This is a genomic window from Nocardia sp. NPDC055321 (genome assembly GCF_053645575.1).
In genome coordinates this window covers 45,354-63,117 of record NZ_JBSHMS010000027.1, presented here as the reverse complement: position 1 = coordinate 63,117, position 17,764 = coordinate 45,354, and the positions used below count along the sequence as shown (strand labels likewise).

Sequence of the window (17,764 nt, the reverse complement as noted above, 5' to 3'; positions counted from 1 at the left end):
CATGTCCATCTCCGCGGCCGCACCGCCGTCCACCACATCACTGCTCACCGAACTGCGCGAACTCGCCGACACGGCCCCCGCACGCGCCGCCCAAGCATGCTGGGAGTACCTGACCGTAGCTTCCGATGCCGACGATCGAGACCTGCTCTCGGCAATGTTCTCCCGGGGCACACCGCCCGCGCTGGACGGCGCCTACGACGGCATCGTCGCCGGCAAGCTGTTCGGATTGCCGGCACTGGCGCTGGCCAACCCGATCATCGCGCTGGAACCGGGCTGGGTGGGCAAGAGCTTCGACGCCCGGACCGGGACCGGAAACAACCGCATGAACCGCAACGCCTACCTGGCACTGCGCGCTCTGCTTCCCCGATATCGCGGCTGGCAGCGAACAGGCAAGGTGTACAACGGAATTCGGTTCGAGTACCGCATCGAGCGCGCCGCACTCGCGCCGTTCGTACAGGTCGCCGCGGTCACCTACACCGCACCCGAACTCGGCAACCCGATCGGACCGCTGTTTCCTATGGACCGAGTCCGCGACGAGATCGTCGAATTGGTCCCCGGGGTGTATCTGGGACGCGCACTGCTGACCTTGCGTAGCAACGAATCCCGTGTTGTCAGCTACTTCGCGATGCGCACGCCGCGGCGCGAGGTGCAGCTGTGATCCGCCTCGACGGCGCCGTCGCCTGCGTCACCGGCGGTGGCCGCGGAATCGGACGCGCGACCGCCGCCGCACTGGCCGCACGTGGCGCTCGAGTCTGGATCGGCGACATAGACATCGACGTGGCGCGCGCGACAGCCGACGAAATCGGCTGCGACGCAGCGCTACTGGATGTCACCGACCCCGCTAGCTTCACCGAATTCCTGAACCTCGCGGGCCGAAGCGGTCCGGTCGACGTTCTGGTCAACAACGCGGGGATCATGCGCTTGAGCCCCTTCCTCGAGCTCGATCTCGCCGGGCACCATCGCGAACTGGCCATCAATGTCGGTGGTGTGGTGAACGGCATGAGCCTGGCTCTGCCGGGCATGGTGGACCGCGGGCGCGGGCACATCGTCAACGTCGCGTCGATGGCAGCCAAGGTAACCACGCCGGGTGTGGCGGTGTATTGCGCGTCCAAATTCGCCGTCGCGGCGCTCTCCCGGGCTGTGCGTGCCGAACTCGTCGGGACCGGCGTGAGTATCACCACCGTGATGCCCGCCGCGGTGCACACCGAACTCACCTCGGGGGTGAACCTGAGCCTGCAACCCACCCTCGAACCCGATCAAGTCGGCCGAGCCATCGTCGACACCGTGCGTCACCGGCGTGCGGAGGTCACCGTCCCACGGTGGCTCGCTCCGATCGGCGCGATCGAGCAGGGAGTCCCCGAAACCGCGCTCAACGCGATAAAGCGCCGTTTCGTCGGCTCCGAACCAGGGCGCTTCGAGGCCGACTCCCGCCGCGCGTACCTGGACCGGCTCACACGCTGACCATCCAGCACGGCGGTCCGGTCCCCGGCGCCGATCGAGCGCAAGGCACTGCGCTGTGGGAGGTCGACACTGCCCTTGCACAACAGTTCCCGGCGGGACACACGACGTCGCCGAGAACCTGACCAGACCGCCCTCGCGTCGATTTCCATTCGACGCGAGGGCATTTCATGTGTGTGCGCTACTTCGCGCCCGTAGGCATCACCCCGTCGAGACCACCGACATCGATAATCTTCCAGCCGTCGTTCTTGTCCAAGGTCACCGTGTAGGTGACCGTTGTCTGGTTGGCCTCGGCGGCCTGGGCGCTGGTCGAAGTCACCGTGACAAAGGTGTGCACCACATACACGCCGGCGTTCTCCGACGAGGTCGTCGCCGCGATCGGCGACGCGCTCGAATGCCAGCGCAGCGGCACCAGAATTTCTTTCAACGTGGGTGCGGTCGCATCGAACTTGGCCGCCAACTGGCTTGCCGTCCCGGCCTTGAGACTGCTCAGCCACGCATCCAAATTCTGGAAGTCGACCGTGGCCGCGCCGACGGCGTAGTCCCGAGCGAGCTGCTCGGCACGGTCGCGATCCGCGGCGGCGGTGCGCTCCGCCGCGAGATCATCGCGGGCGCTCACCAGGAACACCGCCAAGACCGCGGCGACCACTACCAGCGCCGCGCAGGCGATCGCCAGCAGCAGGGTGTTTCTCGACACGACCACGACACCTGTGCGAGGCACCGTGGCCGCCGAATCAGGTTCCGAATCGGTGTCTTCGGTGAGTGTGGCGAGATCGGCCATGGGGTCCTCCGGTTACTTCAGGGTGATACGCAAGTGCACGGTGTCGTCGGTGCCGACCGCGGCGAGCGCTTGTGAAATCAGGGCTCCGAGGTCGATCGATGCCGACGACGGTGTGCCGGCCAACGGGGCCAGTACGGGGGCCAGGCGCGCGAGTTCGGGGCCGTGTTCGTCGAGCCAGGCCGTCGTGCGTTCGAGCACGGGGACGAGTCCGTCGCCTTCGAGATACATGGCCGGGGTGTCGCCGACGTTCGATATGCCGGCCAGCGAGTCCACGATCTCGCTGAAGCGTTGCGCGAACAATGTCCACAGCGGTGCCGCCGACACGGCCGACGGTTCGAACCATTCCATGTCCCCGCCCATGTCCTGCAAGTCCTTCATGAGTTGTTCGAGTTGGGGCATCCGCGCGATCAGGGTGGCGCTGAGTAGTTCGGTCGCGCGGCTCAGAGTCGGAGTCACCGAATCGGTTCCATCGAGGGCGCGGTCGAGGGCGCCGGTCAGGGAGGCGATGACGGCCGGGTCGAGTTCGGAGAGCAGGTGCGTGAGTGAGCGTGCCGCCTGTGACAGTGACAGCGGCTCGCTCACCTGACGGGTGTCGAGTTCTTGTCCGTCCCGCAGGAACGGGCCGGTTGCGGACTCGGGGCTGAACTCGATGTACGGCTCGCCCAGCGCCGACAGTGTCTCGATACGCACTGCGCTGGTGACCGGGATCTGCGGGTGACCGCGCAGTCGCAGAGCCACTTTCACGCGCCGGCCCGTGTAGTCGATGCGCTCGACTTCGCCCACGTCGATGCCGCGCAGCAGCACCGGGGAGCCTTCGGCCAGTGACCCCGACCGTTCGAGCAGCATCGTCACCGTGGCGCGTTGCTCGAACGGGTCGATCTGCGCGATCGACACCGTCAGGTACGCGCTGCCGAACACGAACACCGTGGCGATTCCGAGCAGAGAAGCCCATGTTCCGCGGGTCACCGGACGGCTCCGAGCATGCGCAGGGTCTGCAGCACGACATCGACCTGGTCCTGGGTCGAGGGCTGCGGATTCGCGGCGTCGTCGACGGTGACCGACCGCAGGTTCACCGCCGGTCCGTACCGCACCCACGGAATGATCTTGTCGCGCAGCAGTGCGGTGATCAGGTTCAGGTTCGAGGGCGCGTTCAGGTCGAACGGACGCGAGGTGAACAGCATCGGCATCACCGCCCTGGCGGCGCCATCGGCGCCCTGCAAGGCGGGGGCCAGCCAGGTCAGGGCTCGGCTGATCTCGGCGATTCTGCCGAACAGACCCAGTGCGTTGATCAGCGAGGACACCGCGTCGACGAGCTGACGTACCTCGGTGTCGGTGAGGATGTCAGCGGCCAGCGGCGCCGAGCGTGCGGCGTCGGTGGTGACGTCGGTGAGCCCGGTGAGGAACACATCGACGTCATCGAGGTTCGCGGCCAGATCGTCGGCGTTGAACGCGATGTTCCGTGCGGCTCGTTCGGTGTCGGTGATCTGTTGTGGCAGTGCGGAATCGAGGTCGCGGACCAGGTCCTGGAATCGGTCGATCGCGCCGCCGTTGATGAACGTGGCCAGGATCGCCATGGTGTCTTCGACCTGGTTGGCCGCGCGGGTCCGGGTCAGCGGGATGCTCGCGCCGTCGGCCAGCGTCGGGCCTGTCGCCGCGGGCGGTGGTATCAGCGTGACGTTGATATCGCCCAGCACGGTTTGCTGGCGGAGCTCGGCGCGGGTGGTGGCGGGCAACCGAACCGACTCGCGCAAGCGCAGCTCGACCACGGCGTAGCCCGGGACGAAGGTGGGGGTGGTGACCGGGTCGATGATGGAAACCCCTGCGACCGTGCCGATCTGCGCGCCGTTGGCGAATACCTTGGCTTGTGCGGGCAGATTGAGAACGTCGGTGAACTGGGCTTGCACCCGATAGGTCGGCCCCTGGATGCGGGTTCCGGGGACGGGGATCGTGGCCGGATCGAATCCGCATGCGGACGCCACGAGGGTGGCGGCCAGTACCGCGCCCATTGTCAGATGAGATCGGGTGCTCATCGTGTCACCGCCGATCCGAGTACGAGTTGGGCCAGGTCGATGTGAGGTGTTGCCGCCGAGGGGTCGCACAGGCCCGGGCTCAGTGCCTGCAACGCGGCACACACCGGGGCGGCGTCGGTGGCGTTCAACGCGATTCGCGGTGCAGCGTAGTGGACGGTGACCGCTCCGCTGCCGGGGTCGACGACGTTGCTGAAGCCGTCGGCCAGTGCGGGGATCATCTGCAGGATCTCTTGCATGCCACCGACGTTGACGCTGGCCCAGCGCAGGAGCGGGACGAGCGCGTCGAGTCCGTGTACCAGTTGCCCGCCGGCCAGCATGCTCAGGTCGTTGAGCATCGGCAGGACCCGGCGCAGTGCGTCGCCGAGTTCGACCACCATGGGGAAGAGTTGATTGTCCAGGACCTGGAAGGTCGCCGAGAATCTGGTGAACATCGCACCGATGTCGGTCCATCCGCGGTTGGCGCTGGCGGCCAGCGACGACAGGGCGTCGATGATGCGCCCGAGCCGGGCGATCCCGACGTCCGGGTTGTTCAGGGCGGCACCGAGTGTGGTGATCACGGTGTTGATCCGGTCGCCGGTTCCCGTGCTCGCGTGATCGAGTGTGCGCAACGCGGCACCGATTCCCGGGCCCTGGCCCTGGGAATCGCCCAGCTGCTGTGACAGGTCGGTGAGTGCTTGCAACGCCCGGGACATGCTCTTGGGGGTCAAGGTGCGGGTGATGCAGGTCGCCGGGTCCCACGGTGTGTCGGAGTTCTCGCTCAACAGTGCCAGGTCGCGGTCCGCGACGATGCTGTCGGCGACGGTGGTGGCCGAGAGTTCCGCGCCGAGACGGTGATTGTCGGCGACGGTGAAGTCCACACGCACCGAGTCACCTTGGTAGGTGATCTTCTGCACGGCACCGACCGCAATCCCGCGCAGTGTCACTGTGCTGTGCGGGTAGAGCCCGACCGTGTCGGGCATGATCGCGCAATACGTGCGCGTGCTGTGGGCGGGCCCGGTGTAGAGCAGGTATCCGGCGACGGTGAGGACGGCAATGATCACGGTTCCCGCGATGGAGATCAGTGCTCGTGATCCGAGCAGGCGCACCAGCATCAGCATCCCCGTCCGGGTACCGGCACGCACAGTCCCGAGGAGGGCACGCTCTGCGCGGAATGGTCGATGTCGAGTCCTTGGGGGGTGAGCAGATTCGCGGTGCCCGAGACCAGGGCGCGGATCGAGGCGAGCATCGGATCGAGCCGGTCGGCCAGCTGTGCGAGTTCGGGCCCGAGCTGGGACAACGCGGGAATGAGCGGCTCGAGGGCTTCGGCGTAGGTTCCTTCGAGACCGGCGATGCGTTGCACGACGCTGACGGTCATCGTTCCGGCGGCGCGCATCTCGCTCTGTTTGTCCAGCACGATCGATTCGAGTCTGTTGACGCTGACCACGAATCGGCCCAGCTGGGTCTTGGTCTGTTCCAGCGATCCCGCGTATTCGTCGACGATCGCCAAGGTTTGGGAGATCTGGGAGTTCTGCCGGTCCAGCACGTCGACGAAACTGGTTATCCCGTCGAGCATCTGACGCAGGCTCGCCGGGGCCGCGGTCAGCGCCGCGGCGGTGTCGGTGAGATTGCGGCGCAGCGACGTGCCGTCCAGGGCACTGACCGGAGCGATCGCGTCCTGGAACACTCGCGCCAGGCTGTAGGGCAGGCTGACGCGGTCGGCGGGAATCACGTTCTCGCCCAACGGTTCCTCACCCGCCGGGGTCAGCGCAATGTAGTGTCCGCCCACGACGGTGAGCATCCGTACCTGCATGCTCGACTCGCGGCCCACGAATACCGAGTCCTGGACGGTGAACCGCACGCGCACATGGTCCGGTTCGAGTTCGAGCGAGGTGACTTCCCCGACCGGGAGGCCGGCCACTCTGACCCCGTCACCGATCGACAGCGATTGTGCGTCGGTGACCAGCGCGGTGTAGGTTCGGCTGCCGATCGGCAGCACCGAGACCAGCCCGGCCGCGCCGAGCACGACCGCGATCACGACGATGCCCAGCAGGCCGTGACGCAACTGCAGGCGTGCTTGCCGCTCGGCCGATCCGATTCCGGTGGCGTTCATCGGCACACCGCCACACGCTGTCCGGCGACCAGCACCGAGAACGGCAGGGGCAGTTCGGCGTTCCCGCGCGAGCATCCCAGATCCAACGCCGAGGCCGTGCTGGGTTGATGGGCGGTGAGCGACTGCAACAATCCCGGTAGCCGTTCCAGCGTCCGGGCGGCGTCCTGGGGGTTGGGGAACAGGGTGCGCACCAGGTTGTCGAGGTCGGTGTTGGCGTTGGGTGTGAGTCCGAGGGTCTGCAGCAGACTGTCCAGCGGTGCCATGATCGCCGGTGCTGTCATCGCGAAGTCCACGACGCCTTCGACTTTGCGTTGGAGTTCGTCGAAAAGGTTGGCCAGCTGGGTCATCAGGACCACGGTCTGCGGTGACTTCCCCGACAGGTGCTCCGAGACCTGGGCGAGGTTGCCGATCAGGGTCGAGAGCACCGCTTGGCGATCGGCGGCGTAGCCGCTCAACTCCGCCAGCGAATCCAGGGCCGGTCCGATGCCGGCGCCGTCACCTTCGATGACCGCGATCAGGCTCTGGCTCAGGTGGTTGAGCGCGTCCGGGGAGAACTCGGCCAGGACCGGCCGCAAACCGTTGAACAAGATCGTGACGTCGAACGAGGGGACCGTGTGGGTGGGGTCGATCGTCGTGTCGGGTGCGATCGGAGTCCCGGCGGTGTCCGGTTGCTGGATATCGAGATATCGCTGGCCGGTGAGGTTCTTGTAGCGGATCGCGACCCGGGAGTTGTCGAACAGGGTGCGGTCGGTTTGGACGGTGAACCCGACCCGCGCGAGATACCCGTCGAGTGCGACGGATTCGACCTTGCCGATCTCGACACCGAACATGCGGACATCGTCACCGGTTTTGAGTCCGCTGGCATCGGTGAACAACGACACGTATCGCTCTGTACTGTCACGGACCGGCCGCTCGATAGCGGTCACGATCCCCGCGAGCAGGGCAACGATCACGACCGCGAAGGCACCGAATTTCACTGCGAGTTTGAGCACTTCGTTCACCGGCCTTCCGGTACTGCGGGCAGGGCGGAGAACAACGACTGCGCCAGGACCGGCACACCTCGGACCGCGACCGACGCCTGCAGGACCGGCCCGGTCGGACCGTCGGCGAACACGCGGTGCAACCGGGTCAGGAGCTCGTGCAGTTCCGCCGCGGACTGGGCCGGGTGCGGCACGGTCGCGGACACGGTGGCCAGCGCCGGTACCAGCGCGGCGATGTAGTGGTCGAGGTATCGCTCGCCGGAGGTGCCCAGTGCCACCGCGGCGGGGAGCAGGTCGTTGACGACGGCGTTGACGGTCGCGTCGAAGTGCGGGCGGTCCTGGCGCAGTGGCTGGTTGGAGCGGATGGAATCGAACACCTCGACCGTGGCCGAGGCGAATACGCCTGTGCCGGTGAGCATGTGTCCGAATTGGTTGGCCAGCAACGACGCCGGCAGCCGCTGGGTGTCGGACATGGTGCGCGCGAGCGTGATGACGGTGCGCAGCAGCGGTGTGAGCGCGCCGACCCCGTACGAGAGCTGGTGCAGCATGCTGCTCAGCTGGGGTGTGAGCACCTGGCCGGTGGCCTCGGAGAACTCCCGCAGCAGCGCACTCAGCGTCGCGTCGTACACGCGGGTCGCGTGCTCACCGGTCAGGTCGACGACGGCGCCCGATGTCAACGGGGACCCACCGTGTCCCGGTGCGAGTTCGACTTCGCTGATACCGAACAGGTTCGCCGGGGCGAACTCGACGCTGAGACTGTCGTCCAGTTCGACCAGAGCCGAGCGTTCCAACGCCAAGTCCAGCCGCAACTGACCGGACGAGGACGGTTCGATATCGATGACCTCGCCGATGGCCACTCCGCGGGTCCGCACGGTCGTTCCCGCGGCCAAGCCGTCGGCGAGTTGTTCGGTGTGCACCGTGATGCGCATCCGCTCATTGGCGGTCGAGGCGTTCACACTCGTCCATGCCGCGACGAGCACCACGACCACGGTGAGCGCTATCGCTCCGGTCGTCACCGATTTCTTGCGGGTCATCACGACCCCGGGCATCAGGTACTGGGGCATCTTCCTCATCCGGTGAATTCGATACCTGACTCGAACCCCCAGAACAGCAGGCTCAAAGCCATGTTCAGCGCGATGATCGCGACGAAGCTGGCTCGCACCGCTCGCCCCGAGGCCGCGCCGACTCCTTCGGGCCCGCCACTGGCGAAATACCCCTGGTAGCAATGGATCATGATCACGGCGATGCCGAAGATCAGTGTTTTGACCACGGCCGCGACGATGTCCGAACCGCTGACGAACTGCAGGAAATAGTGGTCGTACACCCCGGCCGATTGCGAATGGACCGTGGTGATCAGCAGCCGGCACGCGAAGTAGCTCAGGATCAGGGTGATCAGGAACGTGGGCACGATCGCGACCGCGCCCGCCAGCACGCGGGTGGTGACCACGAACGGGACCGACCGGATACCCATCGACTCGAGGGCATCGATCTCTTCGGAGATCCGCTGCGCGCCGATCTCGGCGGTCATCCGGCACCCGGCTTGGGCGGCGAACCCGATCGCTGCCGCGATGGGTGCCAGTTCCCGGGTGCTGGCGAACGAGGACACGATGCCGGTCAGGGGACCCAGCCCCACCATGTTCAAGGTGGTGAACGATTCGACCGCGGTGAGCGCGCCCATCGCCAGTCCCAGTACCGCCAGTAGCGGCACGGTTCCGCCGCCGACGAACACCGATCCCCGCCCCCAGGTCAGGTCGGTGATCACGCGCAGGGTTTGGTCGCGGTAGTGGGTCACGGTGAACGGGACCGAACTCAGCACCTGCCAGCAGAACCCGAGAACGAACCCGAACGATTCGATCGGACGCACCAGCAGCGCCTGGTTCATCGACAGTGCCGGGCCCGCCAGACGGGGGCGGTACGGGGCGGCGGCCATCACGCGATCCTCTGTGGCAGAAACTGATTCAAGATCTGGGTGACCGCGAGGTTCGTCAGCACGATCGAGGCCACCGACAGCACGACCGCGGCATTGACCGCGTCGGCCACCCCGCGGGGCCCGCCCTTGGCTTCGAGTCCGCGCTGGCTGGCCACCAGCACGACCAGAAAACCGAAGACCATGGCCTTGCCCATCGATATCCAGACGTCGGTGGTGGTGACGAAGGCACCGAAAGTGCCCCAGTAGCTGCCCGGTGTGACACCACGACCCGCCACCGCAGCGAGGTATCCCGCGGCGATACCGACGGCCATGATCAGAATGTTCAGCAGCGGCGCGACCAGCAGCATCGCGACCACACGCGGAATGACCAGCCGGTGGACCGGGTCCACGCCGAGAGTGATCATTGCGTCGATCTCTTCACGGATTGTCCTGGCGCCCAGGTCGGCGGCGATCGCGGCCGCCCCGGCGCCACCAAGCAGGAACCCGGTGGCCATCGGAGCGCCCTGTTTGATCACGCCCAGCCCGCCCGCGGCGCCCAGGAGCGCATCGGCGCCGAGTTGTTCGATCAGGTTGCCGACCTGGACCGAGACGATGACACCGAACGGGATCGCCATCAGGATCGCGGGAACCGCGGTGACCGTCACCAGATACCAACTCTGGCGCAAGGTTTCACGCCACGGCAGTCGACCGCGGACGGTGTCGAGTACCGCGCCGGCCAGCACACCGCAGGCGAGTTCGACCGAACGGCCGAGCGTGCGGACAGCTGAGAACAGCACATTCTCGATGTTGTCCCGCAGTACACGCGCGGGCCGGTGAGTGGTCGGCGTGCTCATCGATCGATCACCTGGATTCGGGTTCGAGGGTTGTGGAACGCAGCGCTGACAGAGCGCGAATGTCACCCCTCGCCTGTGTGGTGGGGCGATGGCATGTGGTCAGGGCCGGGGACCGTGGTCGGCGGCCAGCCGTGTCAGCGCCGACCGGACGACCTTGCCGGTGGCGTTGCGCGGGATCTCCGGCACGAGACTCACCTCGCGCGGCACCTTGTAGCGGGCGAGGTTCTCCTTGACGTACGCCTTGATCTCCGCCGGCTCGATCCGCGCACCCGGCACGGGTACGACCAGCGCGTGCAGGCGGGTACCGAACTCCTCGTCGTCCACACCGATGACCACGACATCGTCGACGTCCTCGCGGGTGGCGATCAGATTCTCGATCTCGGCGGGGTAGATGTTCTCCCCACCCGAGACGATCATGTCGTCGTCGCGGCCGTCGATGTGCAGGAGGCCGTGGTCGTCGAAGTGCCCCATGTCGCCGGTAGACATGTAGCAGTCGATGAACTGTTTGTGCCTGCCGTCGGTGTAGCCCTCGAACGGGGCACCGCTGCGCACGAACACTCGCCCCGACACCCGGTGGCCGGTGACCGGCCGGTCCTGGTCGTCGAACAGCGCGATCTTCGAGGTCACCGGCGCCCGGCCGACCGTGCCCGGTGCGATCCGCAGCTCGTGTGGTTGTGCGACCGCCGCGATCGCCACTTCGGTGGATCCGTAGAGGTTGTACAGCACGTCCCCGAAGGTGTCCTGGACTCTGGTGGCCAGTTCCGGGGACAGGGCCGAGCCGGCGACCACGATCGCGCGCAGCGCCGAAAGGTCGTAGCGGGCACGGATTTCCGGCGCCAGGCTCACCATCCGGTGCAGCATCGTCGGCACGGCCACCAGCAGCTGCGCGCGATGTTCGGCAAGCGCGCGCAGGGTTGCTTCGGCGTCGAAACGTCGCGTCAGCACGACCTGGTTGGCCAGCGCGGTCGCGACGGTCCAGGCCGCGAAGCCGGTCGAGTGGAAGATCGGCGAGACGATGACCGCGGTGCCCTTGCGTGGGAACGGGATACGGTCGACGACCAAGGCGCTGACCAGCGGGGTGACCTTGGTTCGCGGCGCGCCTTTGGGCAGGCCGGTCGTTCCGCTGGTCAGGATGATGAACCCGCCGACCTTCGCCGGCGGTGGCGGGCACCGGCGGTCGCCGGTCGCGATCAGCTGGTCGATGGTCTGCGCGGGTGCACTGGACGGGAGCCGCGGGTCGGACCAGGTGATGAATCGTGGCAGGTCGGCCGGCAGCGCGTCGAGCAGGTCACCGAACTCCGCGTCGTGCAGCATCGCCCGCACGTTCTCTCGCACAGCCACTTCGGCGAACTGCGGCTTGGCGAAGCCGGTGTTCATCATCGCCAGCCGCAGCCCGGCCCGGCCCGCGGCGCTGATCGCCAGCACGAGACCCCGGTGATCGCGCGCCAGGACCCCGATCACCGACCCCGGTTCCAGGCCCGCGCCCAGGAACGCGTTGGCCAATGCGTTGGATTGCTCGTCGAGTTCGCGGTAAGTCAGCGTGCCGCGCTCATCGCACAGCGCGGGCGACTCGGGATGCTCCTCGGCCGCCTTCATGATCATTGTCGCGGCCGGGCCGTAGCTGTTGTTGCGACGGGCCGTGGTCAGCACCCGGTCGGGCCGGGTCAGATCGATGACACCGGTCCGATGAAGTCTGCCGACCGCGCGCAGCGTCTCGATGGTGGTGTCGATCCGCTCATGGATCGCGGGCAGGCTCAGCACGGGGTGATTCCTTTTGTCCGTTGAATGCGGGCTCGATCGAGGTGATAGGCAGCAGCTCCGCGGAAGGGCGCCACTAACAAGAATCAACTGATTCACATAAAGCAGATGATTCCTATGACACTGCGCGATGTCAACCCCCTTCGAGGCGATGCACCGAGTCGGTGAAGTGCCATGATGGCCACGTGAGTTCCCCACCAGTCGTCTGGCGCGGCAGCACCATGGCCAGCCGTAGCGCCGAACGCCGCGAACAGCTGATCGACGCCGCCTACGACCTCCTCGCCACCGAGGGCGCGGCGGCGACGACGATGCGCGCCGTATGCAGAAAAGCATCGCTGAGCCTGCGCTATTTCTATGAAAGCTTCTCCGACAGAGACGAATTGGTGATCGAGGTCCACAACCGAATCACCAACGATCTCCTCGACGCGGTCACCACCGCCCTGTCCGGACCGGACACCGATCACCCACGCGCCTGGATCGCGTTCGACGCCGCGACCCGCTTCCTCGAACAGGACCCTCGCCGAGGGCACATTCTGTTCCGGGAAACACTCGCCGACGAGGCGCTACGCGATCACGGCGCGACCGCTGTGCCGGCGTTCGTCGCACTCGTCGCCGCTCAGTTGGACGAGCCCGGTGCGGCGATGACCGGACCCAACATGCACCTGGCCGTCAGCTCGCTCTCGGGCGCACTGGTCGCGTTGTTCATGGACTGGCTCGACGGCACCACCGAACACACCCGCGAGGACATCGTGGACTACACGACCGTGCTGGCCACGACGATCCTGCAGCTGTGAGCAACGCGCACTGACCTGTTCTTGCGCAACAGCTTTCATCCGCCCTCTCCGCGCCGCAGGACAGTCGGGTGACCCGTACCGGCGCTCGCGACGCGGCGAGTGCGCGGCCTACCAGCGAAAGCGTCTGGTGCCGGTCGCGGCGAGTGCGCGCATGGTGCGCCCGAGAATCTCCGTAGCCGGTCCCTGGTACGGGAACCACAGCAGGTGCTGCTGGTATCGGAGCGGGAATCGGGATTCGGTGACCGTTTGCGCGCGGCAGTAGCGCAGCACGGCTTCGCGGGTTCCGAATCGACCGCCGATTCCCGATTGCTTCCAGCCGTCCATGGGCGCGGACAGGAAGAACACGTTGGCATGAGCGTCGTTGATGTTGACCGCACCGGCGTGCAGTTGGGCGGCCACCTCCCGGGCGCGTGTGTGGTTTCTGCTCCACACCGTGGCAGAGAGCCCGTACACACTGTCGTTGGCCAGTGTGACCGCGTGGGCGGTGTCACGGACCTTGATGATCGGAATGAGCGGTCCGAAGGTTTCCTCGCGAACACAGGCCATGTCCTGGGAAACATCAACGAGCACTGTCGGTTCCACCCACCGGGTGGCCGGGTCCGTGCCGCCGCCGCTGACCACGCGCGCCCCGGCTTCGATCGCCTGCTCGAGGTGGGCATTGACGATGTCGAACTGCGCGGTCGTGACCAGCGCGGCGATATCGATGTCGCGGCGCAGGGTGTTCACGTGCTCGACCAGGCGCGCGACGAAGGCATCGTGTACATCGGCATCGACGTAGACACGTTCGATCGAGGTGCACATCTGTCCGGCGTTCGTCAGCGCGCCCCAGGCGATACCTCGTGCGGCCCAATCGAGGTCGGCGTCGGACAGCACCAGGGCCGGGTCCTTGCCACCCAGTTCGAGCCCGCACGGAATGAGCCGTTCCGCGCAGCGCGCGGCGATCGCCTTACCGGTGGCGGTCGAGCCGGTGAACTGCACGAAGTCCACCAACTCCACCAGTTCGGCACCGGCCGCGTTGTCGCCGGTGATGGCGGTGAACACCGCGGGCGCGCCGATCTCGTTCCAGCCGGCCACCGCGGCAGCGACCGCACACGGCGTGGCCGGGGCGGGTTTGATCGTTACCGCCGCACCCGCCAGCAGTGCCGGGATCGCGTCGCACAGCGACAGTCCCAGGGGGAAGTTCCACGGCGTGATGACCGCGATCACCGGATACGGCCGGTGGGTCACCGACACGGTCTTGAACGCGTTGAGCAGATTCGGCGGTGTGCGCTGCTCGGTCGAGAGGATGTTCTCGGCGTGCCGGGTGAGATGCTTGATCAGGTCGATCACGACGGTGAACTCGATCCGGCCTTCCACGAGGGGTTTGCCGACCTCGGCGCACAGCAATCGCACCAGGTGTTCCTGGTTGTCCAGGAGCCAATCCGCGTATCGGCGTAGCCATTCCGCGCGCGCGGCCACCCCGGATTGCTCCCAGGCCGGTTGTCTGCGCCGCAGGTCCTGGACAATCCACGGAACCGTGACGGTGGAGGTCATCGTGTCACTTCCTCGGCGCGATCGAGTAGGGGTTCACCGGCGTGGATCGCGACGTGTCCGCGTCTGGTCAGACGAAAATCACGCAAATCCACACGGGCGGTGCGGCGTTGGAATTGCCAGGCGAACCCCGGCCAGAAAGTGAAGTTCCGGCCGGTGGGTGAGAGGTAGTAGGACGAACAGCCGCCGCTGTTCCAGACACTTCCCGCGAGTTTACGATCGACCTCGCCGATGAACCGTTCCTGCACCCGCGGATCGACATCGATCGTGTCCGCGTGGGCGGCGAGTGTGGAAACGATCGCGTCGACGAGGTAGCGGACCTGGGCTTCGATGGTGACCACCTGGGAGGTGTAGAGCGCCGAGTTCGGGCCCAGCAGCACGAACATGTTCGGAAAGCCCGAAACCATCGTTCCCAGATAGGCGTTGGCGTCCGAACCCCAATGGCCGGCCAGATCGGCGCCGTCGCGTCCGTGGATCCGGGCCAGGCCGGGATGGCCGGTCATGGTGAACCCCGTGCCGAACACGATCGCGTCGACCTCGTGTTCGCCGCCATCAGCGGTCCGGATCCACTGGGGGCCGACCTCGGTGATCGAATCGGTGATCACCGAGGTGTTGGGTGCGGCCAGTGCCGGGTAGTAGGCGTTGGAGAACGTGGGCCGTTTGCAGCCGAATCGGTAGGCCGGGGTCAGTTTCGCGCGTAGCTCGGGGTCGCGGATCTGGCGGCGAAGATGTGCGCGCGCAACAGCCTCCATCGCTTTGAGCAGCGCGGGCTTGTATACGAATCCGGGAACCAGGGCCTCTTGAACGAGGTTGAATCCCGCTCGGGCCGCTCGCTGTGTCGCCGGAGCGACGGCGAACATCTTGCGCTGCGTGCCGCCGATCGGCCGGTCGGGATGCGGCATGATCCAGGTCGGGGTGCGCTGAAACACCTTCAGCTGCTCAGCATTCGGTTGCAGCCGCGGAATGAACTGCACCGCCGAGGCTCCGGTGCCGATGACCGCGATCCTCTTTCCCTCGGGGTCGAAGGTGTGATCCCATCGCGCGGAATGGAACTGGGGGCCCTCGAAGGTGGCGAGCCCGGGAATCGCGGGTACCGACGGTTCGGAGAACGGTCCCAGCGCGGCAACCAGGAACCGGGCCCGCACGCGTCGGCCACCGGCCTCGATCACCCATATCCCGGCGTCGTCGTCCCAGCTCGCGTCGGTGACTTCGGTGGAGAATCGGATGTGCGGGGTGATGTCGAAGCGGTCGGCGACCGTGCGCAGGTAGGACTGGATCTCGGGCTGTAGCGGGTACAGGCGCGACCATTCGGGGTTGGACGCGAAGGAGAACGAGTACAGGATCGAGGGGATGTCGCATTGGGCGCCGGGGTAGGTGTTGGCCTGCCATGTTCCGCCGACATCGGCGGCGCGTTCGAACACGACGAAATCGTCGATCCCGGTCTTCTTCAGCGCGGCGGCGGTGCCCAATCCGCCGAACCCGGCGCCGATGACAGCGACGGTGAAGAATTCGTCCGGGCTCGTTGCGGGGGTTGGGTTTTGCATGTACGGAGTCGTCCTCATTCGTCAAAAGTTGGGGCGTGGTGGATGCCCGAGTCGCGCGGCCGTCGTGACAGGGCCGCACCGTCATCTACGGCTGCTTGCCGGTGATCGCAGCGCGGTTCTCGATGCGCGCGAGGAGATCGGCCACGCGCGGATCGTGGGCGAGGATGCGATCCAGCGCCACGTTGGCGGTGCCGCGCAGCCACGAGTACGGCGCCCAGATCGCCGGGGCGATCGTCCTGGGTGCTCTGCGAGTAATGCCCTCGGCGATCGATTCCGCCGCTTCGGTGGCGGAGATCCTGCGCCGCAACGGCCACGGCAGCATGTTCTCGATCTCCCTGCCCAGAGGATCCGCCTCGAACATGTTCGTGGTCATCTCTGTATCAACGACGCCGAAGTAGGCAACCCCCGCGCTGGCTCCGACCGAGCTGAGTTCAACGCGCAGTGCACGCCCCAATTGTTCGACCGCCGCCTTGCTCACCATGTATGCCGCACCGCCCATTCCGGGTGCGAAGGCGGCGGCAGAGGACACGACCACGACGTGCCCGCCCGCCTCGATGATGTGGTCCAGGCTCGGCCGGACGGTATTGAACACGCCGAGCAGGTTGATGTCGATGACCCGGCCGAACTCCTCCGGCACCGTCGTCCGGACGGTAGCCGGCACCGGTGTCACCCCCGCGTTGGCGACGACGACATCGAGGCGGGAAGACCAGCGAACTGCCGCGCTGACCGCCGCGGACATCGCTTCGCGGTCGCGGACATCGGCCTCGATGGCCAAGGCCCGATCACCGAATTGGTCGGCAACCGCTGTTACTGCGGATAGATCCCGGTCGGTGAGGACGACGCGAGCTCCGCGCGTGATCAGCGCGGTGGCAAGTTCACGCCCGATACCCGCTCCAGCGCCCGTGATCAACGCGGTCTTTCCTTCGACGTCATAGCGCGAGCCGCAGCCGCCGAAGACCCTCGACAGTGTTGCCATCAGCCACTCCTTGCCAGCCGTCCTCGCGCCCGGTCGAGCCGGACCCGGGGATCGCCAATACAGGAATCATGCGATTCCAATGGAAGCAGATGATTCCCATGAAAGAGGGTGGTGTCAATACCGAGCTGTCGAGGCGGGTGGCACAGGCCCCGAGGCCGAGGACAGCCTTCGCAGGACCAGTCCGAGATACTGGAATATAAACAGTACAGGTATTGACGTTCGTCACTGACATCCGTCAACATGATCCAGGACGGACGTGGCGCAGACAGCGCCCCACACCCCCACGATCCACCCGGCCAATCCGGGACCCACTCTCCCCGTAACGGATTCGTTGACAATCGGCGACCGCGATCGTAGAAGTCGAGCCCATGAGCCAGACTCGAGACAAACCTCAGGGACGCGAGGCCCAGCGCCTGCAGACCCGCCAGCGCGTACTGGACGCCGCGGTCGCCGAATTCAAGCGGACCGGGGCAACCGACGCGGACGTCGCCGCAATCGTCAGCGCTGCGGGCATTGCCCGGGGCACCTTCTACTTCCATTTCCCCACCAAAGAGCATGTGCTCCTCGAACTGGAGCGGCAGGAGGAGGCGCGCATCGCGGGCGAGCTGGTCCGCTTCCTCGCTACGCCGCACGACCTGCGGTCCGCGCTGCGCAAGACGATCGACCTGGTCGTCGATCTGGAAGACCGGCTGGGCAGGCTGCTCTTCAAAGACCTTCTCGCCCTGCACTTCTCACCGACCCGACCGCTGACCGACGAGTGGCGTGAGCACGAAGTGATCGGGCTCGTGGCATCGATGATCGAAACGGCCGCCGGCGAGGGGCACGTGGAGATCGTCGTCGATCCCTATCACAGCGCGGTGTTCTTCCTGCTGGGCTTCTACGGCCTGCTCACGACCACGGCGGACGCCAAGGAACTGCGTGCTGCGGTCCTGGACAGCTACCTGATCACGGTGCTGCGCAGTTTGGAGCCCCGATGACCCGGAATCCGCACACCCCCGGCCGATTCGACATATCGGCCCACCCGAGAAGACGGAGACGAACTCATGTGGCAAGACCTGCTT

17 protein-coding genes are annotated in these 17,764 nt (G+C 66.5%); 4 read left to right on the top strand and 13 right to left on the bottom strand.

Annotated elements, in window-relative coordinates:
- The first annotated feature begins 1 nt into the window (after window position 1).
- Entirely contained in the window at window positions 2-658 is a 657-nt protein-coding gene (locus ACWIGI_RS33325) for a hypothetical protein (protein WP_454207126.1), read from the top strand.
- Window positions 655-1,461, top strand: coding sequence for an SDR family oxidoreductase (locus ACWIGI_RS33320; RefSeq protein WP_454207124.1), 807 nt, complete (start codon window positions 655-657; stop codon window positions 1,459-1,461). The genes ACWIGI_RS33325 and ACWIGI_RS33320 overlap by 4 nt, the downstream gene beginning before the upstream one ends.
- A gap of 178 nt (window positions 1,462-1,639) precedes the next feature.
- Here ACWIGI_RS33320 and ACWIGI_RS33315 read toward each other — a convergent pair whose 3' ends face one another.
- From ACWIGI_RS33315 to ACWIGI_RS33270, 10 genes are all read right to left on the bottom strand, one after another.
- A complete protein-coding gene (locus ACWIGI_RS33315; RefSeq protein WP_454207122.1) occupies window positions 1,640-2,239 on the bottom strand; it encodes a hypothetical protein in 600 nt (199 codons plus the stop codon).
- A gap of 12 nt (window positions 2,240-2,251) precedes the next feature.
- Complete coding sequence (locus ACWIGI_RS33310) at window positions 2,252-3,205, bottom strand: MlaD family protein (protein ID WP_454207120.1); 954 nt, start codon at window positions 3,203-3,205, stop codon at window positions 2,252-2,254.
- A complete protein-coding gene (locus tag ACWIGI_RS33305) occupies window positions 3,202-4,269 on the bottom strand; it encodes an MlaD family protein (protein ID WP_454207118.1) in 1,068 nt (355 codons plus the stop codon). Before ACWIGI_RS33305 ends, ACWIGI_RS33310 begins: the two co-directional genes overlap by 4 nt.
- Entirely contained in the window at window positions 4,266-5,366 is a 1,101-nt protein-coding gene (locus tag ACWIGI_RS33300; protein WP_454207116.1) for an MlaD family protein, read from the bottom strand. The genes ACWIGI_RS33305 and ACWIGI_RS33300 overlap by 4 nt, the downstream gene beginning before the upstream one ends.
- A complete protein-coding gene (locus tag ACWIGI_RS33295) occupies window positions 5,360-6,358 on the bottom strand; it encodes an MlaD family protein (RefSeq protein ID WP_454207114.1) in 999 nt (332 codons plus the stop codon). The genes ACWIGI_RS33300 and ACWIGI_RS33295 overlap by 7 nt, the downstream gene beginning before the upstream one ends.
- Window positions 6,355-7,359, bottom strand: coding sequence for an MlaD family protein (locus tag ACWIGI_RS33290; RefSeq protein WP_454207112.1), 1,005 nt, complete (start codon window positions 7,357-7,359; stop codon window positions 6,355-6,357). The genes ACWIGI_RS33295 and ACWIGI_RS33290 overlap by 4 nt, the downstream gene beginning before the upstream one ends.
- Window positions 7,356-8,411, bottom strand: coding sequence for an MlaD family protein (locus ACWIGI_RS33285; RefSeq protein WP_454207110.1), 1,056 nt, complete (start codon window positions 8,409-8,411; stop codon window positions 7,356-7,358). The genes ACWIGI_RS33290 and ACWIGI_RS33285 overlap by 4 nt, the downstream gene beginning before the upstream one ends.
- A complete protein-coding gene (locus tag ACWIGI_RS33280) occupies window positions 8,408-9,268 on the bottom strand; it encodes an ABC transporter permease (RefSeq protein ID WP_454207109.1) in 861 nt (286 codons plus the stop codon). The genes ACWIGI_RS33285 and ACWIGI_RS33280 overlap by 4 nt, the downstream gene beginning before the upstream one ends.
- Window positions 9,268-10,101 (bottom strand): MlaE family ABC transporter permease, encoded by an 834-nt coding sequence (locus ACWIGI_RS33275; RefSeq protein ID WP_454207108.1) that lies wholly within the window; start codon window positions 10,099-10,101, stop codon window positions 9,268-9,270. Before ACWIGI_RS33275 ends, ACWIGI_RS33280 begins: the two co-directional genes overlap by 1 nt.
- Window positions 10,102-10,200: 99 nt before the next feature.
- Window positions 10,201-11,853 carry an AMP-binding protein gene (locus ACWIGI_RS33270; RefSeq protein WP_454207193.1) on the bottom strand — a complete coding sequence of 551 codons (1,653 nt, stop codon included), beginning with the start codon at window positions 11,851-11,853 and terminating at the stop codon, window positions 10,201-10,203.
- A 191-nt stretch (window positions 11,854-12,044) separates the two neighbouring features.
- Here ACWIGI_RS33270 and ACWIGI_RS33265 point away from each other — a divergent pair, with 191 nt between their 5' ends.
- Window positions 12,045-12,653: a TetR/AcrR family transcriptional regulator gene (locus ACWIGI_RS33265; RefSeq protein ID WP_454207106.1), complete on the top strand. Its 609-nt coding sequence runs from the start codon at window positions 12,045-12,047 to the stop codon at window positions 12,651-12,653.
- Window positions 12,654-12,761: 108 nt separating this feature from the next.
- Here the strand turns inward: ACWIGI_RS33265 and ACWIGI_RS33260 are convergent, their stop codons facing one another.
- The 3 genes from ACWIGI_RS33260 to ACWIGI_RS33250 all read right to left on the bottom strand — a co-directional run bounded on the left by ACWIGI_RS33260 (window position 12,762) and on the right by ACWIGI_RS33250 (window position 16,703).
- Entirely contained in the window at window positions 12,762-14,186 is a 1,425-nt protein-coding gene (locus tag ACWIGI_RS33260; protein WP_454207104.1) for an aldehyde dehydrogenase family protein, read from the bottom strand.
- A complete protein-coding gene (locus tag ACWIGI_RS33255; RefSeq protein ID WP_454207102.1) occupies window positions 14,183-15,727 on the bottom strand; it encodes a flavin-containing monooxygenase in 1,545 nt (514 codons plus the stop codon). The genes ACWIGI_RS33260 and ACWIGI_RS33255 overlap by 4 nt, the downstream gene beginning before the upstream one ends.
- A gap of 85 nt (window positions 15,728-15,812) precedes the next feature.
- Window positions 15,813-16,703 (bottom strand): short-chain dehydrogenase/reductase, encoded by an 891-nt coding sequence (locus ACWIGI_RS33250; protein ID WP_454207100.1) that lies wholly within the window; start codon window positions 16,701-16,703, stop codon window positions 15,813-15,815.
- A gap of 368 nt (window positions 16,704-17,071) precedes the next feature.
- On the opposite strand from ACWIGI_RS33250, the gene ACWIGI_RS33245 reads away from it, so the two are divergent.
- Window positions 17,072-17,680 (top strand): TetR/AcrR family transcriptional regulator, encoded by a 609-nt coding sequence (locus tag ACWIGI_RS33245; RefSeq protein ID WP_454207098.1) that lies wholly within the window; start codon window positions 17,072-17,074, stop codon window positions 17,678-17,680.
- The last annotated feature ends 84 nt before the right edge of the window (window positions 17,681-17,764 follow it).

Bases quoted from the DNA above. Each gene is read 5' to 3' on its own strand.
- ACWIGI_RS33260 (WP_454207104.1), bottom strand. From the start codon at position 14,186: ATGACCTCCACCGTCACGGTTCCGTGGATTGTCCAGGACCTGCGGCGC.
- ACWIGI_RS33255 (WP_454207102.1), bottom strand. From the start codon at position 15,727: ATGCAAAACCCAACCCCCGCAACGAGCCCGGACGAATTCTTCACCGTC.
- ACWIGI_RS33295 (WP_454207114.1), bottom strand. From the start codon at position 6,358: ATGAACGCCACCGGAATCGGATCGGCCGAGCGGCAAGCACGCCTGCAG.
- ACWIGI_RS33275 (WP_454207108.1), bottom strand. From the start codon at position 10,101: ATGAGCACGCCGACCACTCACCGGCCCGCGCGTGTACTGCGGGACAAC.
- ACWIGI_RS33305 (WP_454207118.1), bottom strand. From the start codon at position 4,269: ATGAGCACCCGATCTCATCTGACAATGGGCGCGGTACTGGCCGCCACC.
- ACWIGI_RS33285 (WP_454207110.1), bottom strand. From the start codon at position 8,411: ATGAGGAAGATGCCCCAGTACCTGATGCCCGGGGTCGTGATGACCCGC.
- ACWIGI_RS33250 (WP_454207100.1), bottom strand. From the start codon at position 16,703: ATGGCAACACTGTCGAGGGTCTTCGGCGGCTGCGGCTCGCGCTATGAC.
- ACWIGI_RS33300 (WP_454207116.1), bottom strand. From the start codon at position 5,366: ATGCTGATGCTGGTGCGCCTGCTCGGATCACGAGCACTGATCTCCATC.
- ACWIGI_RS33280 (WP_454207109.1), bottom strand. From the start codon at position 9,268: ATGGCCGCCGCCCCGTACCGCCCCCGTCTGGCGGGCCCGGCACTGTCG.
- ACWIGI_RS33325 (WP_454207126.1), top strand. From the start codon at position 2: ATGTCCATCTCCGCGGCCGCACCGCCGTCCACCACATCACTGCTCACC.
- ACWIGI_RS33315 (WP_454207122.1), bottom strand. From the start codon at position 2,239: ATGGCCGATCTCGCCACACTCACCGAAGACACCGATTCGGAACCTGAT.
- ACWIGI_RS33245 (WP_454207098.1), top strand. From the start codon at position 17,072: ATGAGCCAGACTCGAGACAAACCTCAGGGACGCGAGGCCCAGCGCCTG.